We start from the raw sequence: 14,999 nt of genomic DNA on the forward strand, positions 1-14,999 counted from the left end.
TATTATGAAATCTATTTTAAAAACTTTAGCGATTGTATTCACCCTTGCTTTTACAGCAGGATCTTGCAGCAGCGACGACAATAATGACTCAGCACCTGTTTCAAGAGATGTAAAATATGAGCTAACCGGAAATTTTTCAGGAGAACTTAGTACAATTTATTTTGATAAGGGTGGAAATCCATTAAATGAGGACGTTACCGCCTTGCCTTGGACAAAAGAAATCACCGTTGATGCAGGTGTTAATGCTGTGACAGCCAGCGCAAGTGGTCATGGCGGAGTTAAAGATCAAACCCTAACTGCCAAAATTTATGTTGGCGGTAAAGTAGTAAAAGAATCGACTGCAAAAGCAAACAATGACGGAATCATTGTGGTAACTCTTGTACCTTATGCTTTCCCTCTATAAATTTTAGGAGTAGAATTTTTATTTCAATTTTGGAAAAAAGAAGCTTCGTATATTACGAGGCTTTTTTTTATGACTCTAATTGATTGTTGATTTCCTCAAATTTCTCAATCAGATGATTAATTTTAGTTTCCTGTTTTTTGATTTGCTTTGGTCGAATATAAAACCAATTAAATGCAATCCACAACAAAGTGATTCCGTAAGTAACCAAAGCGTAGAAAACAGTCATTCTTGATGCGTATTCATACATATACAGACAAATTCCTGCCATAAGCAAAACAAAATACCAGCTCAATACTTTAGACTGCATGTATTGCTGTTTTTTTCTAATCGAAATTAACTGTTGCAAATATTCCTGATTGGTTTGTGTAGTATCTGTATTTTTATAAGGCCCCAACAATTTGTTATAAATACCTACATACATTACCATTGCCAAAATCGCCAAAACGATTCCAATTTTGGTCGAAATAAATTCAGGCTGATAATGGTACCATAAAAAAATTATAAAAGCAGTTGTTGCTGCAAGTAAGATATTAGTTCTCCACAAAGATCTTAAACTTGATTTTTTAAACTGTTTTAATCTCAGTAACAAATCTTCAATATTGGGCTGATTTACGGTTTGTTTCTTCCATAAATCTTTAAAATCTATATTATTGTTGTCCATTTTCTTTAAATTTTTGAGTCAGTTTTTCTTTAATTCTGTGAATTTTCACTCTAACATTCGCTTCAGAAAGCCCAATAATTGTAGCAATTTCGGCTTGCTTCACTTCTTCTAATTCCAGCGAAATAATGATACGGTCTGTTTCCGGCAATTCGGCAATACATTTGTATAAAAACTGAATTTGAGGTTCTATCGAAGTCTGTTTTTCCTCGGTAAGATGATTGGGCAAATCCGATTTTGGGAAGCGTTTTTCTTTTTCAATCTGCCTTAAACAATTATTAGATGCGATTCTAAAAATCCAAGTTCCTATACCGGATTCATTTCTAAAAGTTTCCAGCTTTTGCCAAACAATAATAAAAGTTTCCTGTGCCAAATCCTGTGCAACATCATGATCGTTTACGAAACCCATACAAAGCCTGAAGATCCTGTCCCAATATGTTTTATAAATAGTTTCAAATTCCATTTATTACGATTTTATAAAATTGCCAATCTGAGTTAAATACCACGCTTTATCATCATACATTATAAAGTGCAAACCTTTATTGGCATATTGAAAATTGCCTGTTTTTAAATTTTTATACTGAGCATCAATTGCTGGTTTTAAATTTACAAAATAAGATTCCAGTAAAATTAATGACGGACATTTTATAGCTGCAATTTTATCTCTTAAATCGGTATTAGAGAAATCGCAATACATTTCGGCAAAGGTTTTTCGATCTGATTTTAGGCTCCAATCTACTACCATATCTAGTTTCGAAGTATCTTCAAGAAGTCTTGGCATTGTTTTTTTCTGCATATCTGCAAACTGAGTATCTGATAATGCCGTCATTTGACTTACCATAGTTGAACAGTCATTATTTTCTTTTGATTTGAATGAAGGATCCATCAACGCGCCTAAACATGGTAATGCGTCGACCACAATAATTTTACTGATTAATTCAGGATAATCTGCAGCAATTGCCAATGCTAATCCGCCGCCCATACTATGACCAACAACAATTGGTTTCTCTATTTTATTTGCTTTTATATAATTAACGATTTCATCTTCCCAATTTTTAAAAGAAGGATTTGGCTGGGGTTTTACTCCTGCAAAACCAGCCATTGTAAAAGTGTAACAGGTAAAATCTTTTTCGAAAGTTGCTTTGGTTTCATTCCAGACATCTCCTGATGAGGCAAATCCGGGAATAAATAAAATGGATTGTTTTCCTTTTCCGGTTTTAAGAACCTCAAACGGATATTGTTTTGTTTGTGCAAATACATTTAAACATAATGCTGAAAATAATAAGGCGATAACCAGGATGATATACTTTTTCATTTTTAATAGATTTAAGTTGTTAAATGATTTAATTCGCCTTTTGGATACGAGAAGTTTTAAAATGTTACAGATTTTTTTGAAAAAAATAAATTTTAATATTTATGGTCGTTATTTAACCGCAAAGAGCGCAAAGGTTTACGCAAAGGGCGCGATTTTTTTTGCTCGCAAAGGCGCAAGGGCGCAAAGTTTTTTCCGCAAACTATACGAAAATATTATCATGAAAATGATTGCCCTAGCCCCGATAGAAGTGTAAATCCTTTTATTTTTTTTCCTTTAAAAAAATAAAAGATTGGAACGGATAGCGGGATTAGCTCCTCACAAAAAATATTACAGAAATTGAAATGACAAATTAAAACGTAAAAAAGCAATTCGTGAATTCGTGGCAAAAAAATAAGTGCAAAAAAAATCCCAAACCCCAATCGTAAAATTGGAATTTGGAATTTTAAATATTTGGAATTTATTCGGTTATCCAACCAAATTGATAATCTTTCCAGGAACAATAATCACCTTATTTGGAGTTTTACCATCTAACTGACGTAATGTTCTTTCGTCTTTCATGATGATTTCTTCGATTTGTTCTTTGGTCAAATCCAAAGGCAATTCGATTGTGAAACGCATTTTACCATTGAAAGAAACCGGATATTCTTTATTCGTCTCTACTAAATGTTTGGCTTCAAAAACAGGAAAATCAACTGTTGCAATAGAAGTTGTGTGCCCTAATTGCGACCATAATTCTTCAGCAATATGCGGCGCGTAAGGCGAAACCAAAATCGCTAATGGCTCTAAGATGGCTCTCGAATGACAATTTTGAGCAGACAATTCATTCACACAAATCATAAACTGAGAAACCGAAGTATTAAAAGAGAAACTCTCGATATCTTCTGCTACTTTTTTGATGGTTTTGTGTAATGATTTTAAGTTGTCTTTTGTTGGTTCGTCGTTGTTTACGATTAAACCGTTATTTTCATCAAAATACAATCTCCATAATTTTTTAAGGAAACCAAATACGCCTGAAATTCCGGCAGTATTCCAAGGTTTTGCTTGCTCTAATGGTCCTAAAAACATTTCGTACAAACGTAATGTATCAGCACCGTATTCATTACAAATATCATCTGGAGTTACCACGTTGTAATATGATTTCGACATTTTTTCGACTTCACGGCCTACAATGTATTTCTTACCATCTTGATTAATAAATTCTGCTTTAGCATAATCTTCCCTCCAATTTTTAAATTTCTCTTCGTCTAATTCATCTGAAGAATTGACAAAATTTACGTCTACTCTAAGAGGCTGAAAATCTAAAGAATAATTCATTTCCCATTCTTCATTCTTTCCATTGAAGTCATTAACAGCTCCTTCAATATGCTCTTTAAGTTTTCCTTTTATAAAAGAAAGATCTTTATCTTTTTTATATTTATCTACCAAATCTTTAGAAACAAATACCTCTTTATAAACTTGTCCGTTAGTTTCTGATCGATTTATATTAGATTTAACAAATTGTTTAAACAAAACTTCCAATCTATAAACATAAGCAGTCGTTCCCAAAATCATTCCCTGATTGATCAGTTTTTTGAATGGTTCTTCGGTTGGAGCAAAACCTTTGTCTTTTAAGAATTTGTTCCAGAAACGAGAATACAATAAGTGTCCGGTTGCGTGTTCGCTTCCTCCAATATATAAATCTACGCTTTCCCAATATTTCAAAGCTTCCTTGCTTGCAAATTCAGTTTCGTTATGCGCATCCATATAACGCATCCAATACCAAGAACTTCCTGCCCAACCTGGCATAGTATTCAATTCTAATGGAAAAATCGTTGCATGATCTACCAAATCTGTATTGACAACTATATTGTTTTGAGTATCCCAAGCCCAAACAGCTGCGTTTCCTAACGGAGGCAAACCATCTTCAGTTGGTAAATATTTCTCTACTTCAGGTAAAATAATTGGCAAATGCTGCGCATCGATCATCTTTGGCAAACCATTTACATAATACACCGGGAAAGGTTCTCCCCAATAACGCTGACGAGAGAAAACAGCATCACGCAAACGGTAATTTGTTTTTCCTTTTCCTTGCCCTAATTTTTCTAATTCAGCAATTGCTTTTTGAGTTGCCGCTTTGTAATTTAATCCGTTTAAGAAATCAGAATTGGCGATTTCAACATTGTCTTTAGAACCGTAAGCCGCTTCAGAAATATCAACATTGGCGAAGATATTCTTGATTTCCTGCATTCCGTTTTCACCTTTAAAGAAATTCGCAAAAGCATAATCTCTTTCGTCTCCGCAAGGAACCGCCATTACAGCACCAGTTCCGTAACCTGCTAAAACGTAATCCCCAATCCAAACCGGAATTGGTTCTTTTGTAAAAGGATGTTCTGCATAAGCTCCGGTAAATACTCCAGAAATGGTTTTTACATCGGCCATACGCTCACGCTCTGAACGTTTTGCTGTTTTTTCGATATAAGCCTCAACTACTGCTTTTTGTTCCGGAGTTGTAATTTTAGCTACCAAATCATGTTCCGGTGCCAAAGTCATAAAAGTAACTCCAAAAATAGTATCAGGACGAGTAGTAAATACTTCGATAACTTCGTTATGATCTTTTACATTAAAAGTAACTAAAGCACCAACCGATTTTCCGATCCAGTTTCTTTGTGATTCTTTTATCGATTCACTCCAGTCGATATCATTTAAACCTTGCAACAAACGTTCTGCATAAGCCGAAATTCGCATGCTCCATTGGGTCATTTTTTTACGAATAACCGGATATCCACCACGTTCTGAAACTCCGTTTACAATTTCGTCATTCGCCAAAACAGTTCCTAAACCGGGACACCAGTTTACTTCGGTTTCAGCCAAATAAGTCATTCTGTATTGCAAAAGGATTTTTTCTTTCTGATCGTCAGAATACGAATTCCAATCTTCTCTTGTAAAAATCGCAACATTATCATCGCAAACTGCTTCGACCAAAACATTTCCTTCTTCTTCAAAAACTTTTACAAGCTCTGAAATATCAAATGCTTTTCCTTGTTTTCTGCAATACCACGAATTAAATAACTGGATAAAAATCCATTGTGTATGTTTATAATAATCAGGATTTGACGTACGCACTTCACGGCTCCAGTCAAACGAAAAACCAATTTTATCCAATTGTTTTCTATATCCTGCAATTTGTTTTCCTTCTTTATCTACTCCACCGTCGATATTTACGCGCGTTGTATCTTCCGGACGTTGCCCTGTTTGTATCGCATATTGTTCTGCCGGCAAACCAAAACTGTCATAACCCATTGGGTGCAAAACATTGAAACCCTGATGTCTTTTGAAACGAGAATAAACATCTGAAGCAATATAACCCAGCGGATGTCCTACGTGTAATCCTGCCCCAGACGGGTAAGGAAACATGTCCAGTACATAATGCTTTGGTTTTTCAGAATTGTTTGATGCAGCAAAAGTTTGGTTTTCAGCCCAATATTTCTGCCATTTTTCTTCGATTTCGTTTGGATTGTATTTCATTTCTTTGAGTTGCTGAGTTACTGAGTAACTGAGTTGCTAAGTTTTAGTATATTGAATAATAAGTTTGCAAATTTACGTTTATTGTGGATTGTACCAAAGTAATTTTTTTAGATTAAAAAATGTGATAAAAATCATTCTTTAAAAACCCATAAATACTCAAATTTGCACTCTGATATTTAGAGCAGAAAATGGTCTTTTTTAAACACTTTTCGAATTAGAAGAATCATTTTACTAAAAATAGTCTATTTTTAAAGATGTTTTTTAAAGTGCAAAAATGGAAAATAATAAAAAATACACTATTGAAGTACGACTTTGGATTGAAGAAGCCGAAGGTCCTTTTTTAGGAATTGGAAAAATCTGGTTATTAGAAAATATTCGAAAAACCGGATCTATTACCAATGCGGCTAAAGAAATGAAAATGGCGTATCGTCAGGCATGGCAATTGGTCGAAGAAATGAATCAGCGGGCAGAAAATCCGTTGGTAGAAAAACTTCTTGGCGGAAAAGGCGGCGGCGGCGCAAGACTAACTCCTGCCGGAGAAAAAGCAATAACCGTATTTTATGAAATCGAAAAACGGATTAAAGATTTTGCCCAAAAAGAAACTCAAAACCTAAAATCCTAAAATCCTAAATTATTTATTTATAAAAATTACAGCGAAAAAAAAACATTCTTTTAAACACTTCGGTATTCATTTATAAACATACTGAATAATAATCCAAATCATGAAAATTCAACTTTATCTTTTTCTATTTTTAATCAGCTTTAATTGTTTTTCTCAAGTAGAAAATTCAAAAAGAAGCCAGGATAGCATCAAAAAAGAAGAGTTGAACGAAATTGTGATTACAGCTTCCCGTCGTTCCGAAAAAATAATGCGTTCTCCTATAAGTATCGAGCAGTTAAAATCGGCGGAAGCCAAAACAATGGGATCTCCAAGTATTTATGAAGCACTCGAAAATATAAAAGGCGTTCAGATCATCACGCCGAGTTTAGGTTTTAAAGTCATCAATACAAGAGGTTTTGCGAATTCGACCAACGTACGTTTTGCACAATTGGTTGACGGAATAGATAATCAGGCACCACATTTGGGCGCTCCAATTGCAAATGCATTAGGCGCGAATGATCTCGATATTGACAAAATAGAAATTATTCCGGGAACGGCCGCAGCTTTATACGGAATGAACGCCATAAATGGTCTTGCCAATATTCAGACTAAAAACCCTTTCGAATATCAGGGCGTCAGCATTCAGCAATTGACCGGCGTAAATCATGTTGGAAATATTGACCGGTTTTCACCGAAGATTTATTCGCAGTTTAATTTACGTTTTGCAAAAGCATTCAATGAAAAATTTGCCTTTAAAATTAATGCTTCGACAACAGGCGGAACAGATTGGGTTGCTGATGACCGGACAGATTTGGCTCCAAATGCTAATGCTTCAACCAATTTATACGGCACAGATAATCCGGCTTATGACGAAGTAAATGGCTACGGAAACGAATCGGCCAACAGGAAAACTTTAAACCTAAATGGTAAAAATTATGTGGTTGCCAGGACAGGTTATCGCGAAACAGATATTTCTGATTATGGAATAAAAAATTATAAAGCCGATGTTGGTTTTTACTTTCGTCCTAAAAAAGGAAATGAATTGGCTGTGACTTACAAAACCGCATTAATCAATACAATCTATCAACGTTCAAACCGATTTAGATTAGACAATTATACTTTAAACCAAATTGCCGTTGATTATCATACTCCAATTTTTCAGGTAAAAGGATATGCCACTTTCGAGAATACCGGAAACTCATACAACCTTCGTTCTCTTGCAGAAAATATGGATCGCGCGTATAAATCAGATGATCAATGGTTTGCTGATTATTCTGTCGCTTATAAAAATGCCATAACAAACGGATCTGCTGTAGCCGATGCGCATAAAATAGCCAGAACATCATCAGACCAAGGCCGTTTTGAACCCGGAACTGACGCTTACAATCAGGAAAAAGAAGAATTAATCAACATCAACAATTGGGATTACGGCGCAGCTTTGCGCGTAAAATCGACTTTGGTTCATGCCGAAGGTTTATTAAATTGGGACAAAGCTTTCCTCACTTTCTTCGAAAAAATAGATGCCCAATTATTGAGCGGTTTCGACTACAGAACTTATATCATTGTACCTGACGGAAACTACTTTATTAATCCGGTAAATCCTTCTGAAAATTTGACTTATCAAAAAACAGGTGCTTTTACACAATTAAAAAAAGATTTTTTAGATCGAAAAATAAGCTTGGGCGCCACCATAAGAATGGACAAAGCCGATTATTTCAATACAAAATTTACGCCTCAGTTTACTGCCGTTTATGCTCCCAAAAACGAAATTAGCTTTAGAGCTTCTTATCAAAATGGCTATCGTTTCCCGAGTATTTTCGAAGGTTTTTCTAACGTAAATAGCGGCGGCGTAAAACGTGTGGGCGGATTGCGCATTATGTCGGATGGTATTTTTGAGAATTCGTACACCAAAGCTTCGATAGATAAATTTCAATCGCAGGTAAACAATGATGTCAACACACTTGGAATCACTCAGGCGCAAGCCATTGAAAAGAATAAAAATACAATTCAGAAAAATCCATATACCTATTTACAACCGGAGTTTGTTAATTCTTTCGAATTTGGATTTAGAGGAATTGCATTAAAACAAAATCTTTTTATCGATGCCGATTTTTATTACAACTCGTATAAAAATTTCATTGCACAAGTCGAAGCCAGTATTCCCAATACTACAGATCCTAAACAGATTCCAACCGCATTGTATTCAAAAAACACGCAAAACAGATACCGTTTGTGGACGAATTCTAAAAGTAAAATTTACAATTACGGAGGAAGTTTAGGTTTAAAATATCGCATTGATAAAACTTTCACGGCTTTGACGAATGTTACGTATACGAAACTCGACCGAACAGATGACAAAGACGGTCTCGAAGACGGATTCAACACTCCGGAATTCAACATAAACGGAACATTAATCGCAGCGAATATCTGGAAAAATCTTGGCGCAAGCGCAACGGCACGATATCAAAACAATTTTGATTATGTTTCGTTTTTAGTCAGCGGAACCGTTCCTGCTTACTGGTCGATGGATGCGCAAATCAATTATAATTTCAAAAAAGCAGGTATTACCACCAAACTTGGAGGAACCAATATTCTAAACAAACCTTACAATTCTATTTTAGGCGGACCATCCATTGGCGGATTGTATTATTTATCATTGGTTTGGGAAACGAAGTAATTTGCAATGCGAAATTTAACTATTGACATTAACCGCAAAGTGCGCAAAGTTTTTTAAATTTTGAAGGTTTTGTAAAAACACAAAGTTCGCAAAGCTGGATGTTAATTAACTTTGTGTGAATCTTTGTATACTCTGTCGTAAATTTTTCTAAGTTTCTATTTTTCTCAAAGCTTTGCGAACTTTGCTTTTGTCAACTTAATCTAAACACAATCTGTTATAAAAACTTTGCGCGCTTTGCGGTTAAATAAAATTTTAAGACCAACAGTTGCAAAGCTTGAGAACTAAAGGTTTTTATTCCTTTGCGACTTTGCGTCTTTGCGAGATTAAAAAAACAAAGCTTTGCAGTTAAATAAACTTTTTATTCAACATCTAATTGTACATTTATGGTACTAAAGTCAAAACTTTGATCGTTATTAACTTCAAATAAAGAAATTCTTTATTATTTTTACCACATAATTTAAGCAAACTATGAGTTCTAACTTTGATAAATTTCAAAAGCGCAGGTTAATTTCCTCTTATTTTTCGGTTGTACTAAGTGTATTTCTGGTTTTATTCCTTTTAGGAGTACTGGGATTATTCATTATCAATTCTAAAAAACTAGCCAATGATTTTAAAGAAAAAATCGCGATGACGGTTTTCTTTAAAAATGAAGCTAATGATAGTGTGATAAAAGCATTCGATACTGAATTGAAAAGAGCTCCTTTCGCAAGATCTTATGTTTATGTTACCAAAGACAAAGCAGCAAAAGAACATACTGATATTATTGGAGAAGATTTCCTTACTTTTTTAGGAGAAAATCCTTTATTAAACTCCTACGACATTCACTTAAAAGCTGATTATGTTGAGAGAGACAGCATCGTACAAATAGAAAGCAAGTTGCGTAAAAATACTATGATCGAAGATATTGTTTACGATAAACAATTGGTCAATCTGGTAAACGACAACATCAAAAAAGTAAGTATGTGGATTTTGATTATCAGCGGTTTCCTTGCTGTTATCGCCGTTTTATTAATCAACAGTTCGTTACGTTTATCGATACATTCTAATAGATTTATTATTAAAACCATGCAAATGGTAGGTGCTACAAAATCGTTTATTCGTAAACCTTTTGTAACGCGTAGTGTAAAATTAGGAATGTTAGGCGCAGGATTGGCTATAATTGCCCTTATCGGAGTTTTATTTTATGTAGAAACCAATTTTCCTGGTTTAGGAATTTTAGAAGATAAAGTATTAATAGGATTGGTGTTATTAGGCGTTTTCGGACTAGGAGTTTTAATAACATGGGTAAGCACACATTTTGCAACTCAACGTTTCCTTAATTTAAGAACAGACGATCTTTATTAAGAAAGTATTCAGTCACAGTTTTTAGTGTACATTAAAAAATAGCCTTCGACTTCGCTCAGGCTGACAAAAAAAATCATATAAAAAGAGGGTGAGATTGCTTCGTTCCTCGCAATGACAAGATGAAAAACAATAACAATACAGAACCACAACAGCCACAAAAACAAGAATTCCTTTTCGAAGGTATTAACTATAAAATTCTATTAATTGGAATTGGAGTTATTGCATTAGGCTTTATCTTAATGTCTGGCGGAGGAAGTAAAGATCCTAATATCTTTAATGAAGATGTTTTTAATTTTAGACGTATTCGTTTAGCTCCAACAACTGTTTTAATTGGTTTTGGAATTGCTGTTTATTCTATTTTTAAAAAATCAAAATAAATAGATTTACTAGGTTTCTAATTGGAACGCCCTTCTCCCGAAGTTTCGGGATCGCTCAGGGTGACAAATCTGAAATCTAAAATCTAAAATCTAAAGTTCTCAATGGATACATTACAAGCTATTGTTCTAGCTATAATTGAAGGAATAACAGAATTTTTACCTGTTTCTTCAACTGGCCACATGATTATTGCCTCTTCTTTTTTCGGAATTGCCCACGAAGATTTTACTAAACTTTTTACCATTGTTATTCAGCTTGGTGCTATACTTTCTGTGGTTGTTTTATATTTCAAACGTTTTTTTCAAACACTTGATTTTTATTTTAAACTTTTGGTTGCATTTATTCCGGCTGTAGTTTTAGGTTTATTATTAAGTGATTTTATTGATGGTTTACTAGAAAATCCGGTTACTGTTGCTGTTTCACTTTTAATAGGAGGACTAATTTTATTAAAAGTTGATGAATGGTTCAACAATCCGAATACTGCTGAGACTTCACAAGAAATTACCTATCTACAGGCTTTCAAAATCGGAATGTTTCAATGTTTGGCTATGATTCCCGGAGTTTCGCGAAGCGGAGCGAGTATTGTTGGAGGTATGTCTCAAAAATTATCAAGAACAACAGCTGCTGAGTTCTCATTCTTTTTGGCTGTACCAACCATGTTGGGTGCAACGGCAAAAAAATGCTACGATTATTATAAAGACGGATTCGATTTATCTCACGATCAAATCAATTTATTAATTATAGGGAATGTTGTGGCTTTTATTGTAGCACTTTTGGCCATTAAAACCTTTATTGGATTTTTGACTAAAAACGGTTTTAAAGTTTTTGGTTATTATAGAATAATCGCCGGAATCGTTTTATTACTGATTCACTTTTTCATTCATCCTCTTACCATTATATAATGACACCTGAAGATTATTTAAACGGACAAGTTTTATTGATAGACAAACCTTTAAAATGGAGTTCGTTTCAAGCTGTCAATAAATTAAAATACCTTTTGATCAATAAAGTTGGACTTCCTAAAAAGTTCAAAATTGGCCATGCCGGAACGTTAGATCCTTTGGCAACAGGCTTATTATTAATTTGCACCGGAAAATTCACAAAAAGAATTACCGAATTGCAGGGCCAGGCAAAAGAATACACGGGAACTTTTTATATCGGAGCCACTACTCCATCGTATGATCTTGAAACCGAAATCGACGAAACATTTCCAACATCGCATATCGATGAAGCTTTGATTCATGAAACCGTAAAACAGTTTTTAGGAGAAATCGATCAAAAACCGCCTATTTTTTCGGCTATTAAAAAGGATGGTGTTCGTTTATACGAACATGCACGTGCCGGAGAAACTATAGAAATTGCCAGCAGAAAAACTACTATTCACGAATTTGAGATTACCAGAATTGCTTTGCCTGAAATCGATTTTAGAATCGTTTGCAGCAAAGGAACCTACATTCGATCTATAGCTTATGATTTTGGAAAAGCTATGAATTCAGGATCACATTTAACCGTTTTACGCAGAACCAAAATTGGTGACTATGACGTAAAAAATGCAATCGATGTTACTTTATTTGAGGAAAGCCTTAACTTAGAATAAAACACAAAGCACATTACAAATTAAAAAATTGCAATGTGCCAACTCCTAAAGTAATTCTATTTCATAAAGTGTTTTTTTGGAGTTAATAATTGCAAACATTTTTTCCTCCAAACAATACACCTGAAATAAAATCATAAAATCTTTCGAATAACTTTTTCATAATAGTCCATTTTTTAATTGTTAAACATTAAATAAACACCAATAAAAAGAGTAAATCAGAAAGTAAATAATAGAAGTGGGATGATGTTACTAAGTTACATTTTTTTTAAATCAAAAAAAATATTTTAATAACTTTTTAAGATCTATTAAACTAAACATCAATACATTAAAAAACATAATCCCTTTTTAATATCTTAACAAAACAAAATTACAAACGATTATATTTGATATCTTCTATAATTTGCATGAGTTCTTCCTGAACCGAAACCCCTTTATCTGCAAGATACCATAATTGCAAATCTGTTTTTATTTTTTCATCCAATACACCAAATTCCTTTTTATAATTCGTTATTAATTCAGATGCTACTTTTGGTCGCGGTCCCCAATCGGCACGAACAATTCCTGCTTCTTTACAAATTACAATCACTTTCGGAATTGCTTTTCCGCCATTCGTAAGATATTGGCTCATTAATTCCTCATTTTCGTCGCGCAGTACAATTCTAAGATCGATTTTTTTATTCGATGCCAAAGCCATTTTATTAATAATAGGAAGTATTTGAGCAGCATCACCGCACCAGCCTTCAGAAATTACAAGCCAAATATATCTATGATCCAGGTTTTCTAATTTTAAAACAATTTCATCTGTTAATTTTATCGTTTTATCTAATCGATTCATTCTGGCATCGTTCAGTTTACTATAATTAGTTAAACTTTCAGATTGTTCGCTACCAGTTGATTGGCCGTCGACTAATAAATCAGCAACCAATTTGCGATATTCAGGATAGGTATGACTTTTAAATAATGCTTTAGCGATAATATTTTTCATATTTATTTACTTTTTGAATTGGATAAAATTACAAATTTCAGGAAGACCCAAAGAATGACTTTTATCACATTCAAAAAAATCCTGAAAATTCCTTATAAATTTAAAAATAAAAGAACTATTAATTTTTTTAAAACATTATTTTTAAAAATAAGAATATGTCTATATTTGCACAAATTAACGCAACAACACATGAAATATAAAAGAATTCTTCTAAAACTGAGCGGCGAAGCCTTGATGGGTGATTTACAATACGGTATTGACCCTAAAAGATTAGCCGAATATGCTGAAGAAATTAAGCAAATTCACAGTAAAGGAGTAGAAATTGCTATTGTTATTGGAGGAGGAAATATTTTTAGAGGCGTTGCAGGTGCAAGTGCTGGTATGGATAGAGTACAAGGCGATTATATGGGAATGCTGGCTACCGTGATCAACGGAATGGCATTACAAGGCGCTCTTGAAGACAAAGGAATGAAAACGCGTTTGCAAACTGCTTTAAAAATGGAATCTATTGCAGAACCATATATTAAAAGAAGAGCAGATCGTCACCTTGAAAAAGGAAGAATTGTAATTTTTGGAGCCGGAACCGGAAATCCTTATTTTACAACTGATACTGCAGCCGTTTTAAGAGGAATTGAAATTAACGCAGATGTGATCTTAAAAGGAACTCGTGTTGATGGTGTTTACGATTCTGATCCTGAAAAAAATGCATCAGCGGTGAAATTTGATATGATTTCGTTTGATGATGTCCTTAAAAAAGGATTAAACGTGATGGATACAACAGCTTTTACATTAAGTCAGGAAAACAAATTACCAATCGTTGTTTTTGATATGAACAAAATTGGAAATTTATTAAAAATCTGTGAAGGCGAAAACATAGGAACAGTAGTAAATATATAGTCATCAGCAACAGTTTACAGTCGCAAATGCAGGCTTTAACTGAAAACTGAGAATGAAAACTGAAAACTTAAAAAAAAATGACTGAAGAAATAGAATTTATATTAGATAGTACTGAAGAATCAATGAATGGTTCGATTGCGCATTTAGAGAAAGAATTTCTTAACATTCGTGCAGGAAAAGCTTCTCCGGCAATGCTTGGAAGCGTTTTTGTAGATTATTACGGATCAGCAACACCACTTTCGCAAGTGTCTAAAATTAGTGTTCCTGATGCAAGAACAATTACATTACAGCCTTTCGAAAAAAACATGTTACAAGTTATCGAAAAAGCAATTATGATTGCCAATATCGGTTTCAACCCAATGAACAACGGTGATGTAATCATTATCAGTGTTCCGCCATTGACAGAAGAGCGTCGTAGAGATTTGGCAAAACAAGCAAAATCTGAAGCTGAAGATGCCAAAATTGGTGTGCGTAATGTGCGTAAAGATGCCAATACCGACATTAAAAAATTAGAAAAAGAAGGAACTTCTGAAGACGTTTGCAAATCTGCCGAAGAGCAAGTTCAGAATCTAACCAACACTTATATCAAAAAAATCGATGAATTATTGGCTGCAAAAGAAGCCGAAATCATGAAAGTATAACG

Annotated in this window: 15 protein-coding genes; 10 read left to right on the forward strand and 5 right to left on the reverse strand. The window is 34.0% G+C overall.

Going from position 1 to position 14,999, the window contains the following annotated elements; genetic code table 11:
• Nucleotides 1-4: 4 nt before the first annotated feature.
• Nucleotides 5-403: an MmpS family transport accessory protein gene (locus LNP81_RS03210; protein WP_230033391.1), complete on the forward strand. Its 399-nt coding sequence runs from the start codon at nucleotides 5-7 to the stop codon at nucleotides 401-403.
• A gap of 67 nt (nucleotides 404-470) precedes the next feature.
• Here the strand turns inward: LNP81_RS03210 and LNP81_RS03215 are convergent, their stop codons facing one another.
• The 3 genes from LNP81_RS03215 to LNP81_RS03225 are packed head-to-tail and all read right to left on the reverse strand — an operon-like array spanning nucleotide 471 to nucleotide 2,376.
• The gene (locus tag LNP81_RS03215) at nucleotides 471-1,064 is read right to left on the reverse strand and encodes a hypothetical protein (protein ID WP_230033393.1); all 594 of its coding nucleotides are present in this window, start codon (nucleotides 1,062-1,064) and stop codon (nucleotides 471-473) included.
• The gene (locus LNP81_RS03220; protein WP_230033395.1) at nucleotides 1,051-1,524 is read right to left on the reverse strand and encodes an RNA polymerase sigma factor; all 474 of its coding nucleotides are present in this window, start codon (nucleotides 1,522-1,524) and stop codon (nucleotides 1,051-1,053) included. The genes LNP81_RS03215 and LNP81_RS03220 overlap by 14 nt, the downstream gene beginning before the upstream one ends.
• Before the next feature lie 3 nt (nucleotides 1,525-1,527).
• Complete coding sequence (locus LNP81_RS03225) at nucleotides 1,528-2,376, reverse strand: alpha/beta fold hydrolase (protein ID WP_230033397.1); 849 nt, start codon at nucleotides 2,374-2,376, stop codon at nucleotides 1,528-1,530.
• Between the two features lie 76 nt (nucleotides 2,377-2,452).
• Between LNP81_RS03225 and LNP81_RS03230 the strand changes: the two genes are divergently transcribed.
• Complete coding sequence (locus LNP81_RS03230; protein WP_230033399.1) at nucleotides 2,453-2,629, forward strand: hypothetical protein; 177 nt, start codon at nucleotides 2,453-2,455, stop codon at nucleotides 2,627-2,629.
• 212 nt (nucleotides 2,630-2,841) lie between these two features.
• Here the strand turns inward: LNP81_RS03230 and LNP81_RS03235 are convergent, their stop codons facing one another.
• Nucleotides 2,842-5,880: a leucine--tRNA ligase gene (locus LNP81_RS03235; protein ID WP_230033401.1), complete on the reverse strand. Its 3,039-nt coding sequence runs from the start codon at nucleotides 5,878-5,880 to the stop codon at nucleotides 2,842-2,844.
• A 274-nt stretch (nucleotides 5,881-6,154) separates the two neighbouring features.
• Here LNP81_RS03235 and LNP81_RS03240 point away from each other — a divergent pair, with 274 nt between their 5' ends.
• The 6 genes from LNP81_RS03240 to truB all read left to right on the forward strand — a co-directional run bounded on the left by LNP81_RS03240 (nucleotide 6,155) and on the right by truB (nucleotide 12,474).
• Entirely contained in the window at nucleotides 6,155-6,502 is a 348-nt protein-coding gene (locus tag LNP81_RS03240; RefSeq protein ID WP_230033403.1) for a winged helix-turn-helix domain-containing protein, read from the forward strand.
• Nucleotides 6,503-6,602: 100 nt separating this feature from the next.
• A complete protein-coding gene (locus LNP81_RS03245) occupies nucleotides 6,603-9,158 on the forward strand; it encodes a TonB-dependent receptor (protein ID WP_230033405.1) in 2,556 nt (851 codons plus the stop codon).
• A 468-nt stretch (nucleotides 9,159-9,626) separates the two neighbouring features.
• On the forward strand, nucleotides 9,627-10,502 hold the full coding sequence (locus LNP81_RS03250; protein ID WP_194617729.1) for a cell division protein FtsX: 876 nt from the start codon (nucleotides 9,627-9,629) through the stop codon (nucleotides 10,500-10,502).
• Between the two features lie 119 nt (nucleotides 10,503-10,621).
• A complete protein-coding gene (locus LNP81_RS03255; protein ID WP_230033407.1) occupies nucleotides 10,622-10,879 on the forward strand; it encodes a DUF3098 domain-containing protein in 258 nt (85 codons plus the stop codon).
• 102 nt (nucleotides 10,880-10,981) lie between these two features.
• Nucleotides 10,982-11,779: an undecaprenyl-diphosphate phosphatase gene (locus tag LNP81_RS03260; protein ID WP_230033409.1), complete on the forward strand. Its 798-nt coding sequence runs from the start codon at nucleotides 10,982-10,984 to the stop codon at nucleotides 11,777-11,779.
• The gene (gene truB / locus LNP81_RS03265; RefSeq protein ID WP_230033410.1) at nucleotides 11,779-12,474 is read left to right on the forward strand and encodes a tRNA pseudouridine(55) synthase TruB; all 696 of its coding nucleotides are present in this window, start codon (nucleotides 11,779-11,781) and stop codon (nucleotides 12,472-12,474) included. Before LNP81_RS03260 ends, truB begins: the two co-directional genes overlap by 1 nt.
• 367 nt (nucleotides 12,475-12,841) lie before the next feature.
• Here the strand turns inward: truB and LNP81_RS03270 are convergent, their stop codons facing one another.
• Entirely contained in the window at nucleotides 12,842-13,459 is a 618-nt protein-coding gene (locus tag LNP81_RS03270) for a thioredoxin family protein (RefSeq protein WP_230033411.1), read from the reverse strand.
• Nucleotides 13,460-13,648: 189 nt separating this feature from the next.
• On the opposite strand from LNP81_RS03270, the gene pyrH reads away from it, so the two are divergent.
• Both pyrH and frr read left to right on the forward strand, forming a co-directional pair.
• Nucleotides 13,649-14,356, forward strand: a complete 708-nt coding sequence (gene pyrH / locus LNP81_RS03275; protein WP_055094499.1) for a UMP kinase — start codon at nucleotides 13,649-13,651, stop codon at nucleotides 14,354-14,356.
• A gap of 77 nt (nucleotides 14,357-14,433) precedes the next feature.
• On the forward strand, nucleotides 14,434-14,997 hold the full coding sequence (gene frr / locus LNP81_RS03280) for a ribosome recycling factor (protein WP_230033412.1): 564 nt from the start codon (nucleotides 14,434-14,436) through the stop codon (nucleotides 14,995-14,997).
• Nucleotides 14,998-14,999 lie beyond the last annotated feature (2 nt).

Source organism: Flavobacterium piscisymbiosum (assembly GCF_020905295.1).
Classification (GTDB): Bacteria; Bacteroidota; Bacteroidia; order Flavobacteriales; family Flavobacteriaceae; genus Flavobacterium; species Flavobacterium piscisymbiosum.